The sequence below is a fragment of the Blastopirellula retiformator genome, from assembly GCF_007859755.1.
In the GTDB taxonomy this organism is placed as follows: Bacteria; Planctomycetota; Planctomycetia; order Pirellulales; family Pirellulaceae; genus Blastopirellula; species Blastopirellula retiformator.
Genome location: NZ_SJPF01000003.1, coordinates 580,138 through 606,694, shown reverse-complemented (window position 1 = coordinate 606,694; position 26,557 = coordinate 580,138). Strand labels below are relative to the sequence as shown.

Here is a 26,557-nt window from a genome sequence, read left to right as displayed (position 1 = left end):
TAGAATAGAATTTTGCGTCCCCCACTGTCGTCGCCTGGCTCTATGGAAATCGATCAACTTTCTGACTTACTCGCGCAAGACGCCGCCCTGGCCTCTTGGCTTAGGCAGCTACGCATCGCCGATATCCAGCGGGGAAGCGAGAACGTCCGCAGCATCGCCCGGCATCCGATTTCGCCCGATCTGGTCGTCTTTCTGCTCAACCAGCTTGAGCGGCTGTTGCCCGGCTCCAGCGATCCCGACATGGCGCTGAACAACCTGGAGCGGCTCTTCCAGGCGAGCCGTAGCCCGCTGTCGATGGCCAGCCTGTTTGAGCGGGACCTGCGATCACTGGAGACGCTGCTGCGGATCTTCGCGACCAGCCAGGCGCTGGCCGATCAATTGATCTACGATCCGGAAAGCTTCGAGCTGCTTCGCATCACCGACGGCCAGCCGATCGCCCGGCAGATGCTGGTCGACGACGTCGTCTGCGAGGTGAAAGCGCTGAACGACGAAAAAGCGATCATGACGGCGCTCCGCCGCTTCAAACGGCGCGAGACGCTGCGGATCGCCTATGGCGATGTTATCCGCGAACAGTCAATCAGCATCGTGACGCGGCAGATCTCGTACCTGGCTGACGCGCTGCTCGAAGCGACCGTCGCCGCCGCCTACCGCTTGATGCAACCGCGGTATGGCCGCCCCATGGTCAAAGCCTCGGGACCCGGCGGACGCCGGCCAGCGCGATTCGTCGTTCTGGCGCTGGGCAAGCTGGGCGGCGTCGAGCTGAACTACTCCAGCGACGTCGATCTGATCTTTATTTATGACGAGCATGGCGCCACCGACGGCGAAAAGAAGATCTCCAATGGCGAGTTCTTCGATCGCCTTTCGCAACGCGTCCTGAAACTGCTCGGCGAACCAACCGAACTGGGCGCACCTTATCGCATCGACATGCGACTGCGCCCGGAGGGAAGTCGCGGGCCGCTGGTCGTCAGCTTTGAATCCGCGCTGCACTACTACGACGTGCTGGGACGGACCTGGGAACGTCAGGCGTTCGTCAAAGCCCGCAGCGTCGCCGGCAACCATGACCTGGGCGAAGAACTGCTGACGCAGCTCGAGTCTTGGATCTATCGTCGCTACCTCAGCCGCGCCGACATCTCCGGCATCAAGGCGCTCAAGCGGCGGATCGAAAAGCGGGCCGAACGCGAAACGACCGACGACACCAACGTCAAAACGGGCCGCGGCGGCATTCGCGATATCGAGTTCGTGATTCAGTTCTTGCAACTGCTGAACGGCGGCGACTTGCCCGGCATTCGGACCGGCAACACGCTCGAAGCGATCGCGGCGCTGGAAGGCGCCGGTTGCTTGACGCTGCAAGAGCGGACGATCCTGGAAGAGAACTACGCGTTCCTCCGCAAGCTCGAACATCGGCTGCAGATCATGTTCGACCTGCAAACTCATACGATGCCCAGCGATGAGAAAGAGCTGACCAAGGTGGCTCTTCGCATGGGCTACGAGCATGGCAAAGAGGAATCGGCCCTGGTCGCCTTCCAGAACGACTACGCCGAAAAGACCGAGCTGAATCGCAAGATTCTCGATCACCTGCTGCACGATGCGTTTCCCGGCGACGACGACACCGCGCCAACGATCGACCTGGTACTCGACCCCGAGCCAGGCGACGAGATGATCGACGAAGTGCTGACCGGCTACGGGTTCCATCACCCCAAGAACGCCTACGACAACCTGATGGCGCTCACGACCGAGAAGGTTCGCTTTCTCTCGACGCGGCGCTGTCGTCACTTTTTGGCGGCGATCAGTCCCCAGTTGCTCGAAGCGATCTCGACGACGCCTGACCCCGACTCGACGCTGATCAACCTGGCGCAGGTCAGCGACTCGCTTGGCGGCAAGGGAATCTTGTGGGAGCTGTTCAGCGCAAATCCGGCGACGCTTAACCTGTACGTGCGGCTCTGTGCTGGCAGTCCCTATCTATCGAGCATCTTGATCAGCCACCCTGGCATGATCGACGAGCTGATGGACTCGCTGATGCTCGACAAGCTGCCGACGCGCGAGACGCTCGACCTGACGCTGACCGAACTTTGCCGCGGCGCCGAAGACATCACACCGATCTTGCACAGCTTCAAGAACTTGATGCACTTGCGGGTCGGCGTGCTCGACATGCTGGGCAAAAAAGACCTGCAAGCGCGGCTTGAGACCCTCTCGGACATCGCCGACATTTGCCTGAAGCGGATTGTCGCGCGCGAATACGATTATCTGAGTCAGCGGTTTGGCGAACCATGGCTGCCCGAAGATCGCCGCTGCGAGATGGTGATCATCGGACTTGGCAAGCTGGGTGGTCGTGAGCCGAACTACCATAGCGACCTCGACCTGATCTTCCTGTACGAAGGGGAAGGGCAGACCAATCCGGTCAACGGCAAAGGCCGTCCTGGCAGTGCGACCAGCAACCAACATTTCTTCGGTCAGCTGTCGCAGCGGATCATCAAATCGATCAGCGAGCTGGGCCCATACGGACGACTGTACGAAACCGACGCTCGACTTCGCCCGACCGGCAAGCATGGACCATTGGCGGTCTCGTTCGCCGAGTTCTACCGTTACCATGTCGAAGGCGTGGGCCAACTTTGGGAACGCCAGGCTCTTTGCAAGGCGCGCCCCGTCCATGGCGATCCGGCCGCCGGCGAGCGAGCGAAAGAGCTGATCCGCAACGTGATTGTGGCGAAGACCTGGCAGCCGGAGTACGCCGTAGAGATCCGTGACATGCGGCGGCGGATGGAAGAGACCGCCACCATCGCCAACTTGAAACGCGGCCCCGGCGGCACCGTCGACATCGAATTTGTCGTGCAGATGCTGCAGCTGTCGTGCGTCAGCGAACAACCCGAAACGCTGCAGCCCAACACGATCGATGCGCTCAGCGCCTTGCATGACGCGGGACGCCTGGCCGACGACGACCACGAACACTTTCATAATGCGTACGTCTTTTTTCGGATCGTCGAAGCTCGGCTGCGGTTGATGAATACGACCGCACGGCATGACTTGCCGAAAGAGCGACTGGAAGTGGCGAAACTCGCTTACCTGCTGGGCGACATGAACGGCGCCCAACTGCTGCGCGAGTGTCGCAAGCTGGCCCGCGAAACGCGGCGCCGATTCGAGCGAATCTTCAGCGAAGCGGCCCAACTGGCGCCTGCTTCGTCGTAGCTAGTTCGATCCCAAAGTAGTTTTGCGATCTGCAATCTCTTTGCTGCGCAAAAACTTGACTTCGACGAAGATTGTCGCGAACCTCAACCGGCAGACGGATCTCACCACTGGCCTGTGAAGTTTCGTCGATCGGACGAATGGCGTCAAAAAGCTTTACGCGGCGCCAAGCGCCTTTGCATACTAGAGCGTTTTTCTGATAGCTGTAGCGTTTCTGGCGTTAGTGAGGCAAGCTGGTCAAGGCGGCCGCAACCAGCCAGAACGATACAGATGGAGGAAAACCGCTCTAAGCGTCGCCCGAATGCTCGTGTGGGTAAGGCTCTAAGTGAACCAGCACGTCTCGCAATTGCACGAACTGCTGGATCAGCTTGTCCTTAACCTGATGGCCGATCCGATGCCCTGCGTCAACCGTTAGCTGGGCGTCGACTTCGATATGGATGTCGGCGAGAAACTCGAGCCCGGTCTTACGCACCCATAGCTTTTCGACCGCGCGCACGCCGGGCACCGCTTCGGCGGCAGCGCGAATCTGCTGGATCAATTCGTCGCTGGCTTGCGGATCGAGCAACTCGCTGGTCGCTTGCCGGTAGATGCGGCCCGTGTTAAGCAAGATCGCCCCGACCACGACCAAGGCGGCGCCTTCGTCGGCCCACATGTAGTCAGGCCCGCCCCAGCGGACGACCGCCAGACCAATCAACACGGCGAGCGAACAGAGAGCGTCGCTGCGATGATCCCATGCGCTAGCCGCGATGGATAGCGACCCAGTGCGGCGGCTGATCGACAGTTTGTACCAGAAGAGCGACTCTTTGATCACGATATTGGCCGCCGCGATCCACATCGTCCAGACCGGCGGAACCGCGTGCTCGCTTCCCAACCGACTGATCGCTTCCCAGCCGATAAACATCGCCGAGATGAAGATCAACATCGCTACGTTCGACGCGGCGACCGCCTCGGCCCGGGTATGCCCATACGGGTGCTCATCGTCGGCCGGACGCTGGGCGTACCACAAACCATAGATGACGACGATCGAAGTGAGGGAGTCGCCGAGCGAGTTAACCGCGTCGGAGATCAGCGCGAACGAGCTACCCAATAGGCCGCCCACCAGTTTCACGATTCCCAACGTCAGGTTCACGCCCAGCCCGAACCAGGCGGCGCGCGAAGCGCTGCGGTAGAGAGGAGCGGGCGAAGAGCCAGACGAAGGATTCAAGGGCGAAACAACCTATTGCAAGCTGGGGAATCTCAATCGTAGCCCGAAGCGCGAGCGAGGGAAATGCGGTCTCCCCCGTATCGCACTACGCTTGCGTCCAGCGGCGGAGAAAAAAACGTTCGGCCAAGTTGATCGAGACAAACACGATCACCCCCAGCAGCGTGCAGCAGATCATCGCGGCGAACAGCTCGTCGGTCTTCAGATTGTCGCTGGAACTGCGAATGTAATAACCCAGGCCATGTTGCGTGCCGCTATATCCGACGAAGAACTCGCCCACGATCGCGCCGACCACCGCCAAGCCGCTGCTCGCCTTCATGCCGGTGACCAGGTAACGGATCGCCGCGGGAAATTGCAGTTTCCAAAGCGTCTGCCACCGCGACGCTCGATGCAGGCGAAACAATTCGTCGAGCCCGCGATCGACCGACAACAGCCCGGTCGTCGTACTGGTGATGATGGGAAACAAGCTGATGATCGTCGCCACCACGATCACGCTCGGCAGGCCATAGCCGGTCAGCGTGACGATCCAGGGAGCGATCGCCACGATCGGCACCGTTTGAAAGAAGATCGCGTAGGGATAACCGCTGAGCCGGATCAGGCGCGATTGCGAAAAGACCAGAGCGACCAACGTTCCGAGCGCGACCGCCGCCGCAAAGCCGGCCAGTGCGCCGGCGCCCGTCAGTAGCGAACCGAACCAGAGCGCGCTCCCTTTATTCCAAAACGCGGAACCAACTGCCGCAGGGCTCGGCAATAGATAGGGCGGAATCTTCGCCAGCGAGACGCTCCCCTGCCAGATGGCCAGTGCGATCAGCAGCGTGACCATCGGCAACAAGATTCGTTGTAGGGTCTCGCGCATCAGGCCGCTCCTGTGCGGAGGTGATGCGAGATAGCGCCGCAGGTAGCGGCGAACTCGGCCGAAGCTCGCAGGTCGGCGTCGCGGGGAGCGTCAAACTTGATCGGCACATCGGCAACAATCCGCCCCGGCCGGGCCGACATCACCAACACCCGCTGGCTAAGGAAGACCGCCTCGGCGACGTTGTGCGTGATAAAGACGCCGGTCCAGCGGCGCTGCTTCCAGATCGAGAGCAGCTCTTCGTTGAGTTGCTGTCGCAAGATGTCATCGAGCGCCGCAAACGGTTCGTCCAATAGCAAGACCTGTGGATCGGTCACCAAGGCCCGAGCCAACGACACCCGCATCCGCATCCCGCCCGAGAGCATCCGCGGAAGCTTGCCGGCATCTTCCTGACGTAGCCCAACCAGCTGAATCGCCGACGGGATCTTCGCCAAATGCTCGCCATCGGCCAACCCCAGCAGTTCCAGCGGCAAGCGAATGTTGGCCTGCGCGGTACGCCACGGCAACAGGGTTGGATCTTGAAAGACGAACGCCGTCTGCGTCTTGCCGGGATGTTGCTCGTCGATGGTAAGATCGCCGCTGGAGACCGACTCGAGCCCGGCGATCAGCCGTAAGAGGGTCGACTTGCCGCAACCCGACGGCCCAACCAGCGACACGAACTGCCCACGCTCAATCGTCAGATCGGTCGGCGCGATCACCTGCTGATCGGCGAACCTCTTGGCGACGGCGGAGAGTTGAATCATTTGGGAAACCGGTACGCGGCAATCAGAGCAAGTCTCTACCAGTGTAGGTTAGTCCGCCAAGCTGACGAGAGGGTGGGAAACAAATTCCTCGCCTCTTGAAACTTAGACCTGCGTGGCGCCGCGTCGATTTGCGCGACGCGCCGAACGAACAGCACGTAGACGCGCACCATGGGGGAGGAAGGCGCAACTTCACGACTCTCTTCGTCTGCTACGGACAAGCCCCGACTCCTTCGACCGCATCGCCACGCAGTGCTGCGTGCCAGACTAGATCGCCTGATCGCCCGGCTGATTATTCACCGGGATGTTCAAATTCGTCCGCACCTCGACGCCGTTGACCGTCATCACCGAGACGCCGGCGCCGGTGATTGAACTAGCGTCGAAAATCGCCGTCGGAACTTTCGCATCTTCAATCCATTGCAGCACGTTGCGCCACTGCTGCAAGCGGAAGAATTCCGACACGCCGACGCCGGGCGGAATTCCTTTGCGGGCCAGATCGGCTTCGGTTTTTTCCCGAATCTCATCGGCCCAGATCAGCTTGCCGTCCCCATTGGCGATCCGCAGCGTGGCGAATACTTCGGTCTTCTGGATCGATTCGACGGAGAACCGCCCGATGATGCGCAACCGTAGCGTCTCTGCCGTCAGTTTCTCTCGCACTTCGATCGTTAGCACATGCCCGGCGCTGGGGTCTGGTTTGTAGCCCGCCTTGATCGCCTTGGCGAGATACAAACTCTGCAGTTCTTTGGCCAATTCGTTCCGCTCGATGTTGATCGTGGGGATCTCGGCGTCGACGCGAATCGCCAGTCGATCGCCGCTGGAAAGAAGCGGAGCAAGCGGCTGCAGATCGTTAATCAGCTCGGCGTCTTGCGGCTGCGGCAGACGAACCGCACGGACCGTTGAATCGGTTTGGTTCGCGTCGCCAGAGACGTACCACTGCCGTCCATCCGAACCGCGATAGCCGACGCCGCCAAACGGCAACAGGTAATTCCAACCAATCCGTTCCGACGGCAGATGGACCGCCACCAGGTGCGCCGCGACTGTCAGCTCCGGCAGCCTCGAGAACGCTTTGACCAAGAGCACGTCATCGTCTCCCCACGAGATCGCCAGCGGCTTGTAGGGAAATGGGAACGATTTGTCGACATTGTTGGCGACCAAGTCCCACACGAGGATGCGCTGGGCATCGGTTCCGGCATAGCAGGCCATCGCCAACTTGCGGCCGTCATCGGAGAACGCCATGTAGCCGGCGGCGGTAAACTTCTCGATCGCCGGACTGGCCAGCGTGCCGAGCATCGCCCCCGAGTCGGCGTCGAGCAATTCCATCTTTTGCGGCGAAGCGACGCAGAGCGTATGGCCGCTGGGGGACGCTTGCAACCGAGTCGAAGCGCCATACATCCGCCGGGCGACGACGCGACACTCCGGCAGCTTCCATTGCGTCAGTTCTCCTTTTTTCGACAAGACCCAAAGCGTCGACTTGTCGGAACCGAACGCCATTGTCGCGATTTCGCCATCGCTGTTCTGAAACGGGCGAAACGCGACCGCCGGCTTGCCGGTCGCCAAGTCGAACAAATCGATGCGGTCTTGGTTCGCCTTGTCGGCAAAAGCGCCCCAACTGCCGGTCGGATCGACCGCCTTCAAAAGAGTCGCAAAGGGCAGCGTGGTCCGCATCAGCGGCTTGCCGGTCTGCAAATCGACCAGGTCAAAGTATTGCTCTTCGATCGTCGTCAGGCCGCGTTGGCGGCGATTGCCGTCGGGTTCGCGAAGTCCGATCAAGGCGCGATTGGCGGTGCGGGCCATCACCATCTGCCCCAGCTGGGCGAAGTTGGCGATGATTCGAGCGCCGTCGTGTAGGCTCGCGTCGGCAACCGCTGGGGCCTCGTCCGGCTGGTACTTCCATTGGATGTCGGTAACGATCTCCTGAATCCGGTCATCGACGATCGGCGTGAGCGGCGGCAATCCATTGTCAAAAGCGGTCGCGCCGCTGGCGATCATCTCGCGGTTGGACGCGATGGTGTCGTTAGAAATCGCCGTGAGGGCCATCGTCATCCGGCGATCACTGTCGCTGGCGAAGTCGAGCAGGCGATTGTTGTCGACAAACCGCCGCGGCTGGCCCACGTCGCTTGACGACTTCTGCGTATCGTCAATCCAGACGATGTCAGGCGAACCCCGCTCCACCAATACCCAGCCGCCGATCAGCCAGCCGCTGCGATCGGGACGCCATTCGATCGGTCGATCATGATAAGAAAATCCCGCCGGCCCCTTACGGCCAGGATCTTCGTCGAACTGCAACTCGGCCCCTTTCTCGCCGGTTCGCATGTCCCACGTGATCAAGTGCTTGCCCCCTCCAGAATTGGAGTAGAGCAGCAACTCTTCGCCATCGGGGGAAAAGCTGACCAGTTGCGGCGAAGCGAAACCGGGAAGCTGCGCCTTGCCGCCGACCTGGCCCGCTTCAACCCCGGTCCGCAGGTCGTAAATGTGCACCATCTTGTCGGTCGAAGTCGCGACGGCGACATAGGCGCCGCCAGGGCTGACGGCCAGCTGAGCTTCTTGGAAGAAGCTGCCAACGCGAATCTGACTAATCATGCGACCACTGGCGATGTCGTAACAACGGATCGCATGGTCGTTCGGTTCGGCGATCAGAATCCGATCGGGCCCGGCAAAGCGGATCGCGGTCAGATAAAAACTGTCGCTGCTGGGAGTGATCGTTCGCACCAGACGTTCTGTGGCGAAGGACCAGACCTGGACCCCCGTCTTGCGCGTCGTATCGTTACGAACCTCGGCGGCGAAGTAGTGCCCGTCTGCGCTATACGCGATCTTCTTATACAGCGAAGATTCGAAGTGGAGCTTGCCGACCAGCTTTTGCGTCGGCAAATGGTAGGCGAAGAAGTCTTTCGAGCCTTCGGCGAAAAAGACGAAATGGCTCGGATGTTCTGCGAACTGCGGCTTGAGTGAATAGCTTTTCTGCGGCGAGGTCGACTTGACCGTCTTCTCAGGCGGCAGCATAAACTCGTAGGGATTGGCGTCGACGGTTACCTGCCACTCAAACTGCTCCGAGCGTACCAGCGGCGGCGTTTGCGCGTCGGTCCGCGGCATGGTGGGATAGTTGCCCAGATCTTCTTGAATCGCGGCTGCGGGGACCGGGGCAGGGTTGCCCACAACTCCAGCGGCGGGAGCACCGCCGGCGCCACCGCTCGGAGCGCTGCCGGGGGCTCGAGGTGGCGAGAACCCGCCTCCGGTCGCTGCGCCGTCGGCCGGCATTCCCCCGTTGATCGCCTTGGTCAGACGGTCGAGTTCGGCATGCACAAATCGGACGTCATCCAGGCTCAGCTTGGCGAGCGGAACCGCGATCTCCTGCCCGGTGTCATCTCGTTTCAAGACGGCGGCGCCGTCGCGGACATCGACCAGCTCGGCCTTGACCGAGAAGCCCCCTTCGCGGGCATGCCACTCGCGCGCAGCCGCGGGAACCGTCAAACCGAATAGCAGCAGGGATAGGATGAACCCGCGCACGTATGTTGCCCCAAAATCGGAAGAGAAGAAACGTCTTTGGGGCGATTTAGCCACGTCACCCCCGACCGATGGTAACCCATCGACAGGGCCGGGTCAAAATGGCTTTCAAGACGGATAGATCAAGAGAAAACCGGCCGATTTCGCCCGACTCTTGTCGGCCGATTGACGACCAACATGGCCATTGGCGAAATTCCCGCTATTTGCGTCGCGACTGGGCGGAATATGCCTGCTTTACGAAATTGGGAACCCGCATTTGCGACGCCGGGTTCACGGTCGCGTCGCCATGTTCGGCAATCTGATCTTCCAACATTTTCAAGATCTTATTGTTCGACTTGTAGGCGGCGTCGAACAGGTCGCCCACGAACGGAATGATGCCAACCAACAGGTCAAAGAAAACATAGCCGACCATTTTCGCTCGTTTGCGAAACGGCATCCCTAACTGCCTGTTGAAAAATGCCATCTTGGCATTTTTCAACCTCGCCAGGCTCAGAGCGTAGCTCTTCGCGGCTCGCATCCATGCGATCACGCAATCCGTCGAGAAAATCAACGGACTGCTAAACGACGCGTTTCCCATAGTAAAACGAAAGCCGCCTTCGCGGTGACGAAATCGCCGACTCCTGGAATAAGCCCCAACAACGCGTCGAGGCCAACGCGCCATCGCGTGCCGGGTATGCGAACCGCGTTCTCCATGAGATCGACGAAGCGTTGCATCCGCGACGACGGTGACTTCGTTGTCTTGTTTGTTTCCGCCGACATGATTGAATCGCCTTCCTTAGAGCGGTTTTCCTCCATCTGTATCGTTGTGGCTGGTTGCGGCCGCGCTGGTCGGCGTTGACCTGCATCGACGAATCTTGAGGATTCGCCTGCTTCGGTCGCCTTGACCAGCTTGCCTCACCAACGCCAGAAACGCTACAGCTATCAGAAAAACGCTCTAGAACAACAGGATTGCTGCGACCATCAGCGCCAAAACCAGTCCGAATATGCCTGACGGAATTCGCATCGATCCGATACCAGGGATGACGCCCAACAGCGTCAGTCCCAATGCGATTAACATCAATTTGTGAATCATCGTTTTGCCTCCCAGCGATCATTCGTTTCCTGATGAGGGCTTAACGCAGGCGGCATGCCACGGCGCGGAAATTCGAGACATTTCACCCGTAAGCCATTACACAGAAACGACTTAAAATTGCGACACGTGCGGCCAAACGGGGCGATTGGCGAGACTCGGCAGTGGTGGGCGGGCGCGCAACCAGACCCCGACACAGCCAAAATTTATGAAAAAAGCCGCGATCGAAATCGCGGCTGAGAGCAGTTTTCTAGAATAACGGCAGGGAAAGCGGCCTAGCAGTCCGTTGATTTTCTCAACAGGCTGCTGGATCGCAGGGATGCTATCCCAAAATAGCGACGTAAGTCGTTATTTTGCGAGCCGCGAAGAGCTACGCTCTGAGCCTGGCGAGGTTGAAAAATGCCACGATGGGATTTTTCAACAGGCAGCTAGCCGTCCAATCCGCCGAACAGCGGCGTCGAGATATAGCGTTCTCCCAGGCTCGCCATGATCACAGCGATCCGTTTGCCCTTCATATCAGGACGAGCGGCCAGTTGCGCGGCGGCCCACATGGTGGCGCCGCTACTGATGCCAGCGACGATCCCTTCCTGCTTGGCGAGCTGGCGTCCCCATTCGAACGCATCCTCATCATCGACCTTGATCACCTCGTCCAGCACCGACGTATCGAGGTTCTTCGGCACGAATCCTGCGCCGATCCCCTGAATGCGGTGCTTGCCCGGTCCGCCACCGCTGATGACCGGCGAGCTGGCCGGTTCGACGGCGACCGCCTTGAAGTCGGGGTTCTTCGACTTGATGAAGCGGGCGACGCCGGTGATCGTTCCGCCGGTTCCGACGCCGGCGACGATGGCGTCGATATTCTCACTCGAGTCGGCCCAGATTTCGGGACCAGTCGTCTTTTCGTGGATCGCTGGGTTGGCCGGGTTGTCGAACTGCCCAGGCATCCAGGCGCCCGATTCCTTCTCGACCATTTCGGCGGCGGCGTTGATCGCCCCCTTCATCCCTTCAGCAGCAGGCGTTAGCAACAGATTCGCGCCCATGGCGCGAAGCAGGGCGCGACGCTCCAGCGACATCGACTCGGGCATGGTCAGCGTCAGCTTGTAGCCTTTGGCGGCACAAACGAAGGCGAGCGCGATGCCGGTGTTGCCGCTGGTCGGCTCGACGATGTGGGTGTACTGATTGATTTTGCCGCTCTGCTCAGCGTCGGCGATCATCGCATAGCCAATGCGGTCTTTAACGCTGTTCAGCGGATTGAAGAACTCGCACTTCGCAAAGACGGTCGCATGGTCATCGGGCACCAGGCGATTGATCTTAATCATCGGAGAATCGCCGATGGCGGCGCAAGCATTATCATAAGACTTGCCGCGTGGCATGACTTTATCCTTCCAAACTATAACGATGGTGGAATTTGGGTCGAGGCTAGCCTAGCGCCGGCGGGGCCGCTGCAATCCGTTTGGTGCGACCTCCCATTACAGGATATCCCCGGCAGCCTAGTAGAGAATTTCTCAAACTACGAGAATCGTGGAATAATGTCAACCTGGACAAAGTGCGTACGGCTTCAACGATTCTTTGGCAAGATAATCGTCGCCTGATCATGGATCGGCGTCGCACTGGCGCCACTTCCATGAAATCGTCCGCTCCGTCCTCGCGACCCGCTCCGCAGTACAATTCCCCACATCAAACCGGCGACCGCGGCGATGATCGCCATGGCGCTGACGCCGGCCGTCGCCAGCTTCTTACCAAGCGAATGGATCGGTCCGACCGCCGAATCCTGCTTTTCTTGCACTAATACGACTAGCCCCGTTGAGCGCGGCTCGGTCTCGTTGCCCGGCGTGATCTTTACGGACTCAGTCGCGGCGATCCAAGGACCAGCCAACTCAGCCCCGGCGGGATCATGCGATAACGGGTCGATGTAGTCGTATACTTCCTGGTCGGCCAACGCATCGACCTGCACGCGCAGGTTCGAGTCTTCGCAGAACTGATCGGGCAGGCGGCTCTCGTGCTGCAGCAACTCATCAAACAGAGGATGCTGCAAGATCATCCCGCCTTGCGGCCCTGGGCGCTCGTCGACCAGCACCGCAAACTGCTGGGGCGAACCTTCAAACCGAGGGAAATTGCCGACATTGATCGTCAACGACGCCACCGCGATCGTCTCCCCATCAACCCGAATCGGCGCCGAAATTGCGCATTTCCAGGTGTTGCTGGCGGTACTTAAAAAGACCGCCGACAGATGCGAGTCGTCGGTCGCCGTCGGATAAATCCCATTCGGCGGCGGCACTGACGCATGATAGCGCGGATCAATCGCCGGATGGTCGAAATCCTCTTCGCCGCCATGAAAATATGAGCGATACCCGTAGTAACCGCCGACCGGCGAATCGACCGCCTTGCCGGCGGACGAAGCGATGTGAAATCCATATTTGTCGAGTAGGAACCAGCTGGCGTAACGTCCGTTGCCTTCCGCCCAGCGCTGGATCACCAAGTCCTGCAGCGACTCGCGGGCGGGATGCTCTTGGAACTGATGAACCAGTTCGGCCCGTCGCGCCATATCCAAGTTCGGGTCGCGTAGCTGCTTCAGCAGATCTTTTAGCTCGGCGTTTTCCAAGGTCGCCTGGAGCGTGGCGAGCACGTCCGGTCGGTCGGCGAAACGCTCAGCATCGTCAAACAGCGATTCGATATCATGGGCTACATTGGTGGCGGCCAGCTCTGCCGCAAATTGATTACTGACCCAGCTCTTCGAGGCGAGCGCCTTCGCCGAATCGCCAACCGCCTGTGAATACCCCCAAAAGCCAAACCCCAGCATGATCGCCAGCAAGACGGCGGGCGCAATCATGCCCAACCAGACCAAGGCGCGGCGATCGCGGTTCCGTTGTCGCGCCTGCAGCGCATCCAGCACCGCCTGAACGTTGGCAAAGCGTCGCTTGCGGTCAACCGCCAGTTGCTGGTCGATAATGTCGATCAACTCGCGATCGACGCCTGGCACGTCCCGATGGGCGACCGGCATTTCGGCCTGCTCAATACATTGGCGATAGCGATCGAGCCGGGCCGTCAGACTGGCGGCGGAGTCAATCTGCCCGATCGCGTTAGCGCTGCGAAACGGCGGATTGCCGGTCAACATCGTGAACAAGATCGAGCCAAGCGCGTAAACGTCCCAGCTGACGTCCGGTACGGCGTTCAGCTCGGCTTGCTCTGGCGCCATATAAAACAAGGTCCCGAGAGCCGGCTTCTGTTCGTGCGAAAGTCGCGATTGGCCGAAGTCGGCCAGCCGGGCCTTGCCATCCTGATCGAGCAAGATGTTGGCGGGCTTCAAATCACAGTGCAAAATCCCCTTCGCATGGGCATGCAGCAAACCGACGACGATATCCTGGAAGATCTCGACCGCGCGATCAGGCGGCAACGGGCCATTGCGTTTGAGCAGGTCTTCCAGCGAGCCGCTTTCGACATACTCCATGATGTAGTAGGGCGGATCCGAATCCCAACCGACGTCCAGCAACTGCACCACGTAGCGATCAGCCGAAAGAAAAACGAGCTTTTCGACCTCTCGGGCGATCAAACTGTCCTCCAGCGACGCCCGATGATTGTAAAATTTGATCGCGACCTGTCGTCCGGTGTTGGCGGCGATGGCGAACCAGACCTCACCGTAGGCCCCCGATCCGAGAAATCGCTCGATCGAGTACCCGGGGATTTCCCGGGGGGGACGCGTCTTGCGGAGGCTCAATTCCTCCGAAGCCTTCATATCCGTGTCGGTTTGCAGTTCAGTCCGTTCCAAATTCATCCGTTAGCCGCATCGAAGAAGGCGAAAGATCAGGCCGCTCGTAGCGAATTCATTCTAGGGGGCCGTCGTGCGCCAGTGAACTGACCGCGGCAAATTCCCCCCTTTTCCGTCCGAGTCGTAAACTAAAATAGTTGCCGGACAAACGGGAACGGAAACGACGTTTCCATTTTTTGCGAGAAATTGCGTGCTGGGTATCCTCTTAATCCTGTTCATCCTGGTTCCTTTCGTCGAGCTGACGCTGCTGCTGTTTTTGGCCAGCGCGACCGATCCGCTGTTTACGCTGGCCCTGGTTGTCGTGACCGGCGTCATCGGATCGATGCTAGCAAAGAGCCAGGGATTTGCGACCTATCGAAAAATCCAAGCCGAGTTTTCCAGCGGCCGCATGCCGACCGACTCGCTGTTTGACGCCGTGTTGATCTTCGTGGCCGGCGTGCTGCTGATCACGCCAGGCATATTGACCGACATGACCGGTTTTTCGCTGCTGATCCCTTTCCTACGCACCCCGATCAAAGCTTGGCTGATCGCGTGGGGAAAAAAGCACTTTCACGTTACGACCAACGCCACCGTCGACGGGTTCGCCACCTCGGCCTCATCCGCTTCGCAGACGCCGCAGCCCGGCAGCAGCGAGATCCTGGAGTCGTACGTGGTAGAGTCGCGAAAAGAAGACTAGCTGCCTGTTGAAAAATGCCATCGTGGCATTTTCCAACCTCGCCAGGCTCAGAGCATAGCTCTTCGCGGCTCCCAAAATAACGACTTACGTCGCTATTTTGGGAGCGCATCCCTGCGATCACGCAGTCCGTCGAGAAAATCAACGGACTGCTAGACCAAGCGGCCCACGAAAAAAGCCCCTGCATCGCACGACGCAAGGGCTTTCTCATTTGTCAGTCACAGCGAGCGCGAAACCTAGATCGCGTCGTCGTCCGCTTCGGCGTTGTCACCGCCACGCGGACCGCCGGGTCCACGTTGGCCACGTTGGCCGCGCTGTCCACGTTGGCCTTGCGGGCCACCTTGGCCACGACCACCCGGGCCACGCATCTGCGAGCGATCGAGTTCAAAGTCGATGGCGATCAACTTTTTGATCTTGGCCTGTTGTTCGGCGGTCAGGGCGCCGTTGACCTTTTCCTGCATCGCTTCGCGGAATTCGGTCATCTTTTCCTGGCGTTCTTCGGGCGAAGCGTCACGCAGCTCGGCGAACATTTCCCGCATTTCGCCAAACGCTTCCTGGCGAGCTTCGTTGATCTCTTCAGCCTGGGCGTCCGAGATGCCGAGTTCGGCTTTGACCATCGAGTCGTTCAGGGCGCCAGCCAGATCCGATTTCAACATGATGGCGACCAACTTTTCCTTTTGGGCGTCGGTCAGAACGTCGACGGTCTTTTCGGCGTTTTCGGCCATCATCTTCGTCATCTTTTCGCGACGAGCTTCGCGATCTTCGTCGTCGCGGCCGCCTTGGAACATTTCACGCATCGCCGAACGCGATTCTTCGCTGATCGTTTGCAGCTCTTCTTTTTGATCTTCGGTCAGAGCCAGGTAGGTCTGAACTTGCTCGTTGCCCAGCAGCGCCGTCGCGTTCATTCCGAAACCGCCGCGTCCGCCAGGTCCGCCAGGTCCACGACCGCCGCGACCACCGCCCGGACCTTGGGCGACGCTGATTTGGGCCATCGCGGCAACTAGGCAAACTGCCGTCAGGCAGGCAAACCACTGCTTCTTCCACACGTTCATATTCGTTTCCTAATCAGTTAGCAAAGGGAAAAGGTTGCTGGCCGATCGCGGGACATGCGATCGCCGAGGTTTTTGAGGTTCGGGTCGCTGCAGATCAGCCCCCCACAGAAGGACCACCAGCGGCAACGAACTATTTAAACCCAGCACTTTTACGGAAGTTACGGCAAGTTTCTAGAAATTTACCCGCGACGACGAAAAAGCCCGCGTCCCCTATAATGCCAGTCTGCGGAAACAGGGGCTTCGCCACATGCGGGGAAGGTAGTGATTCGTCGTATTGCCACACGTTGGGGCGTTCGATTCTGGAACGCCATGCAGCATTCGTCCAACCGTGATTCGGACGTATATGCAGCCTGCATTGCGTTTTACGTCTACATGTGGATGCTGCTGGCCGGGATCGTCTTCTTTGCCACCGCACGGACATTAGTACGCGAATCGATCACCGAGCAAGATTTGCGGGTCGAGCTGCGAAGCTGGATCGCGTCGGAAAGCTCGGCAGAAACCGCCGAAAGCTTCATGAGCTTCATTCGCGAAGGCGCCCGCAGCGATACCGCGGTGATCGGTTTTGGCCTGATGGGACTGCTGCTGCTCGGGGCGACAGCGTTCGCCTGGCTTGAGCGGGCCTTCTCTCGGATCTTCGACCTCGAATATCCCTCCAGCGAGACCTGGCGACAGCTCTTGTGGAGGATCGTGTTTTATCGGCTCAGGGCGTACGTCTTTGTGATGGTGCTGGGGTTCATCGGCGTTGCCGCCCTGGCGCTGCTGTTCGCCTGGAAGCAGTTCTTGATCCGGAGCGACTCGACCTGGGGACTGTCGGTCTTCCTCCCCTCGCAATACGGGGCCAGTCTGCTGTTCAACTGGATCTTGATCACGCTGATCTTTTGGCAACTTCCGCGGACCAGCGTCAGCTTTTGGCACGCCCTCCGCGGGGCGCTCCTCTGCACCATCATGTGGGAAATCTGCCGAATCCCGATCGACATCTTCGTCGTCACCGGCAAGATGTCGACGTTTGGGATGATTGGCTTTTTGATCGCCAGTATGCTCTGGCTGTACTATGCGATTTGGATCGTCTTATTTGGCTGCGCGTATGTTCGCTTTCTGGCGGAACCCTATCCGCCGGCATCCGAGTCGGCGCAATAGAAAAGGCGCCCTCATCCGCAGAGAAGGGCGCCGATTGGCTTTCCAAGGTTAGCAGTCCGTTGATTTTCTCAACGGACTGCGAGATCGCAGGGATGCGATCTGAGCCTGGCGAGGCTGAAAAATACCACGATGGCATTTTTCAGCAGGCTGTTAGACGTAAACGCCGTTACGCCGCGCAGTCGCAAGCGGTGCACTCGCACCCCGTGCAGGTGCAGACCTCACCGTCACAGCACTCGCAACCCGCTTCGCACGGGCACTCTTTTTCGCACGGGCGGTTCGGGCAGGCGGCGGAAGTCGCGGTCAACGCCGTGTCGGTCGTCATTTCGCAACCGCACTTCTCGCATTTGCAATCGCCGTCGCACGAGCAATTGACGCCATCGCAGTCGGGGCACGCACAATTGACGCACTCGCACTTTTTGGCGGTCGGCGCCGCGTCGGCGGAAGCCCAAGAAATCATCCCGAACGAAAACGAGAAGAGCGCAGCCAAAACCATTAAGCTTTTCATCGTAAGTATCTCCAAGAGAATATCGTAAGTCAGAATTCAAAATCGAAGCTGTCAGCGCAGCGTTCGATTTAATTCCGCCAACGACAATGGAGAACTTGTAGAGAGACTTCTGTCGCGAACGGGGCGACGCGATATTGTAAATCGGAACCTGCCGCCGCCGATGGGGCGACCGCAACGGGACTGGTCCAAGCGAGCAAGTCGATCGGCAGGTGCGTTTCGCTTGCCGACGAAGGCGCCAGCGGCGTCTCAACCGGTTCGTAGCAGCAGGGGCATCCGTTACAAATGGGAGCCGCAAGGCTTTCGCTACTCGTTTGCTGACAGCAACTTCCCGCCGTCGCACTGCAGCAAGTAGGGATCGTTGCATGACAGCAGGCGTCGGACGTCGCCTGACCGCAGCTACAATTCGTTTCGCCCGGCGCCGCACACAAGGGCGCTGCGCTAACCAGATTGCTGGTCGAGCCCAAGGCGAGCCCCAGCATCGTTAGCAGGATGGCGGCGAAACGAAACATGCAGTTTTCCGGATGTGAAATCGAGAAAGGTGCGACAACGAAGGAATCGTACGCAACGCCTTTCCCCGAGGCAAGGCAAGTTCTAGCGAGGCTGCCGCGGCATCTTGTCGCCGAGCGACTCCATCAGGTGCGCCGCTTTGGCATACGGCTTGGCGCCGCCGCTACTTCGGGCACTTCCTTCCGGCAGGCCAATGTCGTCGCCTGAGACCCGCATTTCCCAATAAATGTCGGTGTTGCGAGGGATCTCGGCAAAGCTCAAGACCGAAACCCGCGGCAGGTTGGTCGACATCAACCGCCATAGATGGCTGCGGAGATCAATCGACGTGACCAGGGCGGTCGGCTGTTGTTGCTCTTCTGATTGCTGGAAGCTGTCGACCAGGTTGTCGACCAGTCGCTCAACCCATGGGCGAGCTTTTCGCCCGGCGCCGGCATCGTTCAACTCGAGCAGCCGTTCTTCCAACTCCGGCTCCAGCCCGATCGCATGGACGCGACCATCCCGATCGAGATAACGTTGGCAAATCTGCCGACCCAAACGAACGCGGACCGCGGCGACCAAGAGCTCGATGTCGCCGGTACGCGAACCATGACGGACCAGCGTTTCCAGAATGCGGGGGAAGTTCTTGATCGAGACCTGCTCTTCTAGCAGACGTACCAGGACCGCATGAATGGTCGACAACGAGAGTGGGCTGGCCCGCAACTCTTCGACCTCGGCCGACTGCGAGTCGCGCTGCAGTTCGATCAGGTTGCGAACGTCATCCAGCGTCAACAACTCGGAGGCGAACCGACGCAGCGTCTCTTGCAGATGCGTTACCAGCAGCATGCCCGGTTCGATCACCAGGTAGCCCGCTTTTTCCGCCTCGCGCTGCTGATCGGCTCGAATCCAAATGCCAGGTCCGCCAAAGGTCGGATCGACGCCCGGCGTGCCGTCCAGCGTTTCGGTCGACGTCCCCATGTCGAGCGCGATGTAGCGTCCCGGGCCGAACCGGGCGCGGGCGATTTCGTTTTCGTCGATGAGAAAGCGGTACTCGTTGTCGCCTAGTTGGCGATTGTCGCACATCCGAATGTTGGGGACGAGAATTCCGAGCGAGTCGGCCAGCTGGCAACGGACCGCGGTGATCCGATCGAGAATGTCTTTCGACTCGGGGGCGATGATCGAAACCAACGACTCTCCGACTTCCAGCGAGAGCCGGTCCAGATCGAGGTAGGTGCGCCACGGGTCGAGCTTGTCGGTGGTCGGCAGATCCACTTTCTCGCGCTGTTCCGCTTCCTGAAACCAAGACGGCTTGTCATGGTCCGGTACGACCGGGATGTCGAGCAGTTCTTCGTCGCCGCAGCTGATCGCCACGATGTGGTGAAAGTGGACGAGCGCCTCTTGGCCATGATCGCTGTCGACGTTCCACGAGATTTCCTCAGCGTCCCCCTGCGTACTGGCGTTAATCAGGCGAACGCAGTCGTCGTAGATGGCCGCGACTTCGCCGCGGAGCTTGATATGTCCAAAGGTGGAGACGCAAACCTCTCGGCCGATATATCGCGAAAGAATCGAGGAGTAGTCCATCGGTGCGCCCCTAACCTGTCTAAGATCGAAATCAGTCGTTTCGCCGGCATCACGATCGCCCCACGAAATGATTGAATGTGATTTTAGTTACAACTCAAGGAAAGCGACAACCTTTTGCTTGACTCAAAATGGACCATGCGGCGTAGAATCCCAAATATGGGGTTCCGTTTGTGAGGATTCCATCAAACTCCGGGGTTGAATAAGAAACGAAGAAAATTGCTGGTTCGTATGGACAATTGCGGGCTTTTCGCACTAGAACATGGGCATCCGGCAAATGCTGACAAGCTCTGCGGCCCTCCGCCGCTGGCATGCTAGTTTGCTGGCGCCGAAGCGGATCCCACATGGAAGTAGCGTCGTCTACGGACGATGAAGGGAGGCGAGATGAAAATCTTACGGCTATCCGGGTAGCGAAAGATTGACCGTCAGGAAACAGTCAATCTAACTTTGCTCAGGATCGAAACCGCATGATTGATCACGCGGGCCAACAGCTTCCTAAGCTGTTTGTGCTGGACACCAATGTCCTTCTTCACGACGCCAAGAGTTTCCGTAATTTCGTCGACAATGATGTCGTCATCCCCATTACGGTTCTGGAAGAGCTGGACCGATTCAAAAAAGGAAATGAAGACATTCATTTCCAAGCTCGCGAGTTCCTCCGCCAAATCGACCTCCTGACCGGCGATATTCTATCGGAAGCCGGCGCCTCTCTAGGCGAAGGATGCGGCAAGCTGCGAGTGGTCTTCTGCCACGAACAAGACGCCCGACTCAATCGCGTCTTTATCTCCGATTCGCCCGACAATCGCATTCTCAACACGGGACTTCATCTGCAACGTACCGCGCCCGATCGACGCGTGATCCTCATTTCCAAAGACACCAACCTGCGGATGAAAGCGAAGAGCCTGGGTTTGCAAGCCCAAGACTATATCAACGACAAGATTGAGAGTTTCGACAAGCTCTACACCGGACGACGAATCGTCGAAGACATTTCGACCGAACAGATTGATCGTTTCTTTCAAAATGGCGGCGCCGTCAACGCCGTCGATTTTCCGGAGGTGCAACAACCGACCGCCAATGAGAATTTCGTGCTCCGCAACGGCTCCAAATCGGTGTTGGCAACATTTAACGCCGGCAACCAAGTCTTGCAACGCGTCGAAAAGTTCGCCCCCTACGGCATCAAGCCGCGCAACGCCGAACAGCTGTTCGCCATCAAGGCGCTGCTCGACGACGACATAAAGCTCGTGACCCTGGCCGGCAAGGCTGGCACCGGCAAGACGATCCTGGCGCTCGCGTCGGCGCTGGAATGCTCTTCCAGCTATCGCCAGATTTTGCTCGCTCGTCCGGTCGTGCCCCTCTCCAACAAGGACCTTGGCTATCTGCCGGGCGACATTTCCGCCAAGCTCGATCCCTACATGCAGCCGCTGTTTGACAACCTCTCGGTGATCCGACATCAGTTCGGCGAGAACGATAAACAGGCGCAAAAAATCAATCGCATGCTGGAGATGGAGAAGCTGGTAATCACGCCGCTCGCCTACATCCGCGGCCGCAGCTTGCAGCGGATGTACATGATCGTTGATGAAGCGCAGAACCTTACCCCACATGAGGTGAAGACGATCATCACCCGCGCCGGCGAAGGGACCAAAGTGATTTTGACCGGCGACGTCCAGCAGATCGATCATCCGTATCTGGATTCGCTTTCCAACGGATTGTCGTACCTGATCAACCGCATGGTGGGACAACCGCTGTACGCCCATATTAGCCTGGAAAAGGGGGAACGGTCCGACCTGGCGGATCTGGCAAGCGAACTGCTCTAGCGTTTTTCCGCAGAAAAACTTCGCCAGCCGCAGGTAGTCTCTCGGCCTTGGTTCGACTATCTTGAAGCTGCGAGGGTGAGAACCAATTTCTCGCTCCGCAGCTTTTCTTGTTATCCCGCCTGACTCGCCAGAGACGCGCCGATGCGATCTATTTTCTCGCTCTTTTTCGCGCTCACCTTTGCCATGCCTTTGCTCGGTCAAGACGCCAAAGCGAACTACGACGAAGCGAAAATTCCCGACTTCACTCTGCCCGATCCGTTGGTCGCCCAGGACGGGACCAAGATCACGACCGCCGAAGCGTGGGAAAAAATTCGTCGCCCAGAGCTGCTCGAACTGTTCGAGACCGAGGTCTACGGCAAAGCCCCAACGGCGAAACCGATCAGCAGCCGCGTCGTTTCTGAGCGAGAAGTTTTCGACGACAAAGCGACCGAGCGTCAGGTTCGCATCTTTCTGACCGGCGACGAGGATGGCCCGTACGCCGACCTGCTGCTCATCCTTCCCAAAAGCGACAAGCCGGTTCCGGTCGTCGCGGCGCTTAACTTCAAAGGCAATCACTCGCTGAGCGACGATCCGGCGATTCCGCTGACCAAGTCGTGGGTGCGTAACGACGCCTCCAATGGCGTCACCAAACATGTCGCCGTTGAACAGTCGCGCGGCGCCGCCAAAGCGCGCTGGCCGGTCGAGCGAATCATCGATCGCGGCTATGGTCTGGCGACCGTTTACTATGGCGACATCGATCCCGACTTTGACGACGGCTTCCAGAACGGCATCCATGGCGCCTTCCGCACCGAGGGCGACAAGCTGGCCGCCGACCAATGGGGCACGATCGCTGGGTGGACGTATGGCCTGTCGCGAATCGCCGACTACCTGGAAGAACAAGACGCGATCGATCACGACCGCATGATCGTGATGGGGCACTCGCGACTCGGCAAAACGGCGCTGTGGACCGGCGCGACCGATCCTCGTTTTGACCTGGTGATCTCCAACAACTCGGGCTGCGGCGGAGCGGCGCTCAGCCGTCGTCGAATCGGCGAGTCGGTCTGGCGGATCAACAAATCGTTCCCTCATTGGTTTTGCGACAACTTCCTGAAGTACGACAACAACGAAGACGCCTGCCCAGTCGACCAGCACGAGTTGATCGCGTTGATCGCTCCGCGACCGGTGCTGATCTGCAGCGCCCAGGAAGACTACTGGGCCGATCCAAAGGGCGAGTTCCTGTCGGGACTGTACGCCGATCCGGCGTATCGCTTGCTTGGAACGGACGGATTGGCTGCGGACAAAATGCCTCCGGTCAACAAGCTGATCAACAGCCGCATCGGCTACCGGATTCGTAGCGGTGGACACAACGTCTTGCCGAGCGATTGGGAAGCGTATCTCGACTTCGCCGACAAACAACTGCGCGGCAAGTAACGCCGCAGACGTCAAAGGTCGAATGTCACGTCGGGCCTCCACGCCGCACGTCGCCTTACTAATCGAAACCTCGCGCACCTACGGGCGCGAGCTGCTGCATGGCGTTCGCCAGTATGTCGCCGAGCATGGCCCGTGGTCGCTATTGGTTGAGTCGCGGTCGCTGGAGTCTCCTCCGCCGCCGTGGCTGCCGGCATGGCGTGGCGACGGCATCCTGACCCGAAGCGGCTCGCAAACGATGGCCGACGCGGTTGGTCGCGCACGCCTGCCGACGGTCGAACTCCGCTCGACGCGGCTGGAACATTCCTTCCCCTTCGTCGGCGTCGACAATCGCTCGCTCGGCAAACTGGTGGCGGAGCATTTTCTCAATCGCGGCTATCGCCACTTCGCGGTCTATCAACTTGGCGCCGAGGAATACTTCCAGCAGCGGTGCGAGAATTTCGTGCAGACGGTCGCCGACAACGGCTACCAAGCCCAGCGCTATCATCCCCGCAATCGCCGCGAGCAACCGACCCAGTGGGAACAAGCGCAACAGGAACTAGCCGACTGGGTCGACAATCTGCCAAAGCCGGTTGGCGTGATGGCCTGTACCGACCAGCTCGGCTTCTGGCTATTGGACGCTTGCCGCCGCTGCGGGGCTACCGTGCCCGAGGAAGTCGCCGTGGTTGGCGTTGAAAATGACGCGTCCCTTTGCAGCATGGCAAGCACGCCCCTTTCTAGCGTTGAGCTGAATGGCGTAGCAATCGGCTACCGCGCGGCCGAGCTGCTGGAACATCTGATGCGCGGAGGCAAGCCGCCTAAGCAGCCGATCTTGGTCGATCCGTTGGGCGTGGTGACGCGGCAATCGTCCGACGTCGTGGCGGTCGATGATCCGGAACTGGCGGCGGCGCTCCTCTTCATGCGTGAGAACGCTTGCAAGGGCGCCTCGGTCGCCGATGTACTGCGGGCGGTCGCGATCTCGCGGAGTTCGCTGGAACGAGGCCTGCGAAAACTGCTCGGTCGATCCCCCAACCAAGAGTTGCTGCGACTCAAACTAAACCGGGCCGAAGAGTTGCTGACCCACACCGACCTGACCTTGGCGGCGATCGGCGAGCGGTGCGGCTTCCGTCGAACGCAACATCTGGCTGAAACGTTTCGCACGTTTTATGGCGTTCCTCCCGGGCAGTATCGTCGCGAACGGCGAAAAACCTAGCGTCTTGATCGCCTTTATCGGCTGACAAAATACCGGAGCAACTCTACGCATTCGCGGATTGCATCGGCCCAGCGGCTGGGCGAGGATAAGGCGATCACATCCGCCACGCAATATCCTCATCTCACCTCCCCATGCAGGAGCCCCGCATGTCACAGCCCACACTCGATCGCCGCCATTGGATCGCGCAAGTTTCGGCTGCCGCCTCTTCGGCGTTGGTCTTTGGCGGCCTTTCGACGGCCGCCGCTGACGAAAAGCCGCGCGACGCCAACTCTCGTCTGGGCGTGGGCGCGATCGGCCTTCGCTACCAAGGCTCGGTCATCACCGAAAAAGCGGCCGCCCATGGCGACGTCGTCGCGCTGGCCGACGTCGACCGAGAAATCCTGGAGAAAGCCAACCACGACTTCGGCGGCAAATCGAAGCTGATGGAAGACTACCGCGATCTGCTCGCTCGCGACGATGTCGATGTGGTGATGATTGGCACGCCGGACCACTGGCACTCGAAGATGGTGATCGATGCGTGTCGCGCCGGCAAAGACGTCTACTGCGAGAAGCCGTTGACGCTGACGATCGATGAAGGGAAGACGCTACACAACGTCGTGCGTGAGACCGGCCGCGTCGTCCAAGTCGGATCGTGGCAACGCAGCGACAGTCGGTTTCGGACCGCGGTCGAAATGGTTCGCCAAGGCTGGGTCGGCGCCCTCCAGCGCGTCGACATTGTCCTGGGCAAGAACAAAACTGGCGGGCCGTTCGCCAAACAGCCGGTTCCCAAGAATCTGAACTGGGATCTATGGCAAGGCCAGACGCCTGACGTCGCGTACATTCCAGAGCGTTCGCACTACACGTTCCGGTGGTGGTACGAATACAGCGGCGGGCAAATGACCGACTGGGGCGCGCACCATATCGACATCGGCCAGTGGGGCGCCGGTGCGCTGCCGGTCGAAATCGAAGGGACCGCCAAAATGCCCAATGTCGCCGACGGATACAACGTGGCGATCGACTACCACGTTCGCTACAAGCTGGACAACGGCGTCGAGATGACGGTCGCCGACAATGGTCGCAACGGCTTGATGTTCACCGGCGACAAAGGACGCCTGTTCGTGAACCGCGGTTCACTGGAAGGGGCGCCGACTGAAAAGCCGCTGCCGCGCGAGGAATTTACGCTCTACAACTTCGACAACCTCACCCGTCCCGAGCGGGCCGGCAAGCTCGACGCGATCGTCAACCACATGGGCAACTTCTTCGACTGCGTCGCCGCCCGGAAGACGCCAATCTCGGACGTCGAAGGTCAACATCGCAGCGTCAGCACCTGCCACTTGGGGAACATCTCGATGAAACTGGGCCGCAAGCTGACCTGGGACCCCAAGAGCGAGACCTTCGTCGGCGACGACGAAGCGAATCAGCACCTCCGCCGCGAGCAACGCCCCGGCTTTGAAGTCGCCTAAGCTCACCTCTTAATCGAGAACCCGATGCCTCACCTACCCCGAATCGATCGTCGCCGCTTTCACGCGCTTTCCGCCAGTGCGATCGGCGCTAGTCTGATCGGCACAAGTCGCGCTGCGACCGACGCCGCTTTTCAACTCCACTACATGCTCCCTTCCTGCATGTACGGCTACGCCAAGCTGGCGGAGATCTTGCCCGAGGCGAAGAAGATCGGCGCCAAGCACATTGACGTTTGGCCCAAGGTGCACGGCGATCAGCGCGAACAGATCGACGCACTAGGTGAAGCGAGTTTTGCCGAGCTCTTGCAGCAAAACGACGTGAAGCTCGGCTGTATCACCCAGTACAAACTAGGCCCATTCGGCCTGCAAGACGAGATGCAATTAGCCCAGCGGTTTGGTTGCCAACTGATGGTGACCGGCGGCTCTGGCCCCAAGGGTTTAACCGGCGCCGAACTGAAAAAGGGAGTCGCCGCCTTCGTCGAAAAGATGAAGCCTCATCTGGAAGTGGCCGAAGAAACCGGCGTCACGATCGCGATTGAGAATCACGCCAATAACCTGATTGAGTCGCCCGACTCGCTGCGCTGGCTGCTGGAGTTGCGGCCATCCAAAAACTTGGGAATCGCGCTCGCGCCGTACCACTTGCCGCAGGACGAGAAGCTCCTTGCCGAGTTGATTCATGAACTGGCCGAGGGGCTCGAAATGTTCTATGCCTGGCAACATGGCGACGGCTGTCATGAGCCGCTGCCGACCGAGCGGCAGCTCTTACAGATGCCGGGACGCGGCCCTGTCGACTTCCAACCATTGGTCGCCGCTCTCGCCGCGATACAATACCAGGGCTGGACCGAAGTTTTCATGCACCCGGTCCCTCGCGGCATCCCCATCTTGCCCACGGTGGCCGAAACGACGGCCGAGATCGACCGGGGACGTCAATACCTCGATAACTACGTCGCTAAGAGCGCGAAAGGACAATAAC

Annotated in this window: 21 protein-coding genes; 9 read left to right on the top strand and 12 right to left on the bottom strand. The window is 59.5% G+C overall.

Annotated elements, in window-relative coordinates; all coding sequences use genetic code 11:
• Positions 1-42: 42 nt before the first annotated feature.
• Positions 43-3,183 carry a bifunctional [glutamate--ammonia ligase]-adenylyl-L-tyrosine phosphorylase/[glutamate--ammonia-ligase] adenylyltransferase gene (gene glnE / locus Enr8_RS14160; RefSeq protein WP_146432591.1) on the top strand — a complete coding sequence of 1,047 codons (3,141 nt, stop codon included), beginning with the start codon at positions 43-45 and terminating at the stop codon, positions 3,181-3,183.
• Between the two features lie 283 nt (positions 3,184-3,466).
• On the opposite strand, the gene Enr8_RS14155 is transcribed toward glnE, so the two are convergent.
• The 9 genes from Enr8_RS14155 to Enr8_RS14120 all read right to left on the bottom strand — a co-directional run bounded on the left by Enr8_RS14155 (position 3,467) and on the right by Enr8_RS14120 (position 14,274).
• Positions 3,467-4,384 carry a cation diffusion facilitator family transporter gene (locus Enr8_RS14155; RefSeq protein WP_146432589.1) on the bottom strand — a complete coding sequence of 306 codons (918 nt, stop codon included), beginning with the start codon at positions 4,382-4,384 and terminating at the stop codon, positions 3,467-3,469.
• 85 nt (positions 4,385-4,469) lie between these two features.
• On the bottom strand, positions 4,470-5,237 hold the full coding sequence (locus tag Enr8_RS14150) for an ABC transporter permease (protein WP_146432587.1): 768 nt from the start codon (positions 5,235-5,237) through the stop codon (positions 4,470-4,472).
• A complete protein-coding gene (locus tag Enr8_RS14145) occupies positions 5,237-5,977 on the bottom strand; it encodes an ABC transporter ATP-binding protein (RefSeq protein ID WP_146432585.1) in 741 nt (246 codons plus the stop codon). The genes Enr8_RS14150 and Enr8_RS14145 overlap by 1 nt, the downstream gene beginning before the upstream one ends.
• A 264-nt stretch (positions 5,978-6,241) precedes the next feature.
• On the bottom strand, positions 6,242-9,478 hold the full coding sequence (locus Enr8_RS14140) for an SHD1 domain-containing protein (protein ID WP_186767657.1): 3,237 nt from the start codon (positions 9,476-9,478) through the stop codon (positions 6,242-6,244).
• 196 nt (positions 9,479-9,674) lie between these two features.
• Positions 9,675-9,938, bottom strand: a complete 264-nt coding sequence (locus Enr8_RS26435) for a DUF4112 domain-containing protein (protein WP_186767656.1) — start codon at positions 9,936-9,938, stop codon at positions 9,675-9,677.
• A gap of 83 nt (positions 9,939-10,021) precedes the next feature.
• On the bottom strand, positions 10,022-10,234 hold the full coding sequence (locus Enr8_RS26430) for a DUF4112 domain-containing protein (protein ID WP_261342462.1): 213 nt from the start codon (positions 10,232-10,234) through the stop codon (positions 10,022-10,024).
• 175 nt (positions 10,235-10,409) lie between these two features.
• The gene (locus tag Enr8_RS25470; RefSeq protein ID WP_186767655.1) at positions 10,410-10,547 is read right to left on the bottom strand and encodes a hypothetical protein; all 138 of its coding nucleotides are present in this window, start codon (positions 10,545-10,547) and stop codon (positions 10,410-10,412) included.
• 425 nt (positions 10,548-10,972) lie between these two features.
• Entirely contained in the window at positions 10,973-11,914 is a 942-nt protein-coding gene (cysK, locus tag Enr8_RS14125; protein ID WP_146432577.1) for a cysteine synthase A, read from the bottom strand.
• Positions 11,915-12,099: 185 nt separating this feature from the next.
• Positions 12,100-14,274, bottom strand: a complete 2,175-nt coding sequence (locus Enr8_RS14120; protein WP_186767654.1) for a serine/threonine-protein kinase — start codon at positions 14,272-14,274, stop codon at positions 12,100-12,102.
• Positions 14,275-14,497: 223 nt separating this feature from the next.
• On the opposite strand from Enr8_RS14120, the gene Enr8_RS14115 reads away from it, so the two are divergent.
• Positions 14,498-14,983 carry an FxsA family protein gene (locus tag Enr8_RS14115; protein WP_186767653.1) on the top strand — a complete coding sequence of 162 codons (486 nt, stop codon included), beginning with the start codon at positions 14,498-14,500 and terminating at the stop codon, positions 14,981-14,983.
• 233 nt (positions 14,984-15,216) lie between these two features.
• Here the strand turns inward: Enr8_RS14115 and Enr8_RS14110 are convergent, their stop codons facing one another.
• Positions 15,217-16,032 (bottom strand): Spy/CpxP family protein refolding chaperone, encoded by an 816-nt coding sequence (locus Enr8_RS14110; RefSeq protein ID WP_146432570.1) that lies wholly within the window; start codon positions 16,030-16,032, stop codon positions 15,217-15,219.
• 309 nt (positions 16,033-16,341) lie between these two features.
• Between Enr8_RS14110 and Enr8_RS14105 the strand changes: the two genes are divergently transcribed.
• Both Enr8_RS14105 and Enr8_RS14100 read left to right on the top strand, forming a co-directional pair.
• Positions 16,342-17,169 (top strand): YihY/virulence factor BrkB family protein, encoded by an 828-nt coding sequence (locus Enr8_RS14105; protein ID WP_146432567.1) that lies wholly within the window; start codon positions 16,342-16,344, stop codon positions 17,167-17,169.
• Complete coding sequence (locus tag Enr8_RS14100) at positions 17,091-17,702, top strand: hypothetical protein (protein WP_146432565.1); 612 nt, start codon at positions 17,091-17,093, stop codon at positions 17,700-17,702. Before Enr8_RS14105 ends, Enr8_RS14100 begins: the two co-directional genes overlap by 79 nt.
• A gap of 40 nt (positions 17,703-17,742) precedes the next feature.
• On the opposite strand, the gene Enr8_RS14095 is transcribed toward Enr8_RS14100, so the two are convergent.
• Positions 17,743-18,183 (bottom strand): hypothetical protein, encoded by a 441-nt coding sequence (locus tag Enr8_RS14095; RefSeq protein ID WP_146432563.1) that lies wholly within the window; start codon positions 18,181-18,183, stop codon positions 17,743-17,745.
• A gap of 82 nt (positions 18,184-18,265) precedes the next feature.
• On the bottom strand, positions 18,266-19,738 hold the full coding sequence (locus Enr8_RS14090) for an FHIPEP family type III secretion protein (RefSeq protein WP_146432561.1): 1,473 nt from the start codon (positions 19,736-19,738) through the stop codon (positions 18,266-18,268).
• Positions 19,739-20,202: 464 nt separating this feature from the next.
• On the opposite strand from Enr8_RS14090, the gene Enr8_RS14085 reads away from it, so the two are divergent.
• From Enr8_RS14085 to Enr8_RS14065, 5 genes are all read left to right on the top strand, one after another.
• Positions 20,203-21,546, top strand: coding sequence for a PhoH family protein (locus Enr8_RS14085; protein ID WP_146432558.1), 1,344 nt, complete (start codon positions 20,203-20,205; stop codon positions 21,544-21,546).
• A 141-nt stretch (positions 21,547-21,687) separates the two neighbouring features.
• Positions 21,688-22,956 carry a glucuronyl esterase domain-containing protein gene (locus Enr8_RS14080; RefSeq protein ID WP_146432556.1) on the top strand — a complete coding sequence of 423 codons (1,269 nt, stop codon included), beginning with the start codon at positions 21,688-21,690 and terminating at the stop codon, positions 22,954-22,956.
• 22 nt (positions 22,957-22,978) lie between these two features.
• Complete coding sequence (locus Enr8_RS14075) at positions 22,979-24,145, top strand: AraC family transcriptional regulator (RefSeq protein WP_146432554.1); 1,167 nt, start codon at positions 22,979-22,981, stop codon at positions 24,143-24,145.
• Between the two features lie 146 nt (positions 24,146-24,291).
• Positions 24,292-25,587: a Gfo/Idh/MocA family protein gene (locus Enr8_RS14070; RefSeq protein WP_146432552.1), complete on the top strand. Its 1,296-nt coding sequence runs from the start codon at positions 24,292-24,294 to the stop codon at positions 25,585-25,587.
• A 24-nt stretch (positions 25,588-25,611) separates the two neighbouring features.
• A complete protein-coding gene (locus Enr8_RS14065) occupies positions 25,612-26,556 on the top strand; it encodes a sugar phosphate isomerase/epimerase family protein (protein ID WP_146432550.1) in 945 nt (314 codons plus the stop codon).
• The last annotated feature ends 1 nt before the right edge of the window (position 26,557 follow it).

What these genes read in the sequence shown, in the direction of transcription:
- Enr8_RS14150 (WP_146432587.1), bottom strand. Translation starts at nt 5,237, where the DNA reads ATGCGCGAGACCCTACAACGAATCTTGTTGCCGATGGTCACGCTGCTG.
- Enr8_RS14105 (WP_146432567.1), top strand. Translation starts at nt 16,342, where the DNA reads ATGCAGCATTCGTCCAACCGTGATTCGGACGTATATGCAGCCTGCATT.
- Enr8_RS14080 (WP_146432556.1), top strand. Translation starts at nt 21,688, where the DNA reads ATGCGATCTATTTTCTCGCTCTTTTTCGCGCTCACCTTTGCCATGCCT.
- glnE (WP_146432591.1), top strand. Translation starts at nt 43, where the DNA reads ATGGAAATCGATCAACTTTCTGACTTACTCGCGCAAGACGCCGCCCTG.
- Enr8_RS26430 (WP_261342462.1), bottom strand. Translation starts at nt 10,234, where the DNA reads ATGTCGGCGGAAACAAACAAGACAACGAAGTCACCGTCGTCGCGGATG.
- Enr8_RS14075 (WP_146432554.1), top strand. Translation starts at nt 22,979, where the DNA reads ATGTCACGTCGGGCCTCCACGCCGCACGTCGCCTTACTAATCGAAACC.
- Enr8_RS14145 (WP_146432585.1), bottom strand. Translation starts at nt 5,977, where the DNA reads ATGATTCAACTCTCCGCCGTCGCCAAGAGGTTCGCCGATCAGCAGGTG.
- Enr8_RS14110 (WP_146432570.1), bottom strand. Translation starts at nt 16,032, where the DNA reads ATGAACGTGTGGAAGAAGCAGTGGTTTGCCTGCCTGACGGCAGTTTGC.
- Enr8_RS25470 (WP_186767655.1), bottom strand. Translation starts at nt 10,547, where the DNA reads ATGATTCACAAATTGATGTTAATCGCATTGGGACTGACGCTGTTGGGC.
- Enr8_RS14085 (WP_146432558.1), top strand. Translation starts at nt 20,203, where the DNA reads ATGATTGATCACGCGGGCCAACAGCTTCCTAAGCTGTTTGTGCTGGAC.
- Enr8_RS14120 (WP_186767654.1), bottom strand. Translation starts at nt 14,274, where the DNA reads ATGAAGGCTTCGGAGGAATTGAGCCTCCGCAAGACGCGTCCCCCCCGG.
- Enr8_RS14070 (WP_146432552.1), top strand. Translation starts at nt 24,292, where the DNA reads ATGTCACAGCCCACACTCGATCGCCGCCATTGGATCGCGCAAGTTTCG.
- cysK (WP_146432577.1), bottom strand. Translation starts at nt 11,914, where the DNA reads ATGCCACGCGGCAAGTCTTATGATAATGCTTGCGCCGCCATCGGCGAT.
- Enr8_RS14095 (WP_146432563.1), bottom strand. Translation starts at nt 18,183, where the DNA reads ATGTTTCGTTTCGCCGCCATCCTGCTAACGATGCTGGGGCTCGCCTTG.
- Enr8_RS26435 (WP_186767656.1), bottom strand. Translation starts at nt 9,938, where the DNA reads ATGGCATTTTTCAACAGGCAGTTAGGGATGCCGTTTCGCAAACGAGCG.
- Enr8_RS14065 (WP_146432550.1), top strand. Translation starts at nt 25,612, where the DNA reads ATGCCTCACCTACCCCGAATCGATCGTCGCCGCTTTCACGCGCTTTCC.
- Enr8_RS14090 (WP_146432561.1), bottom strand. Translation starts at nt 19,738, where the DNA reads ATGGACTACTCCTCGATTCTTTCGCGATATATCGGCCGAGAGGTTTGC.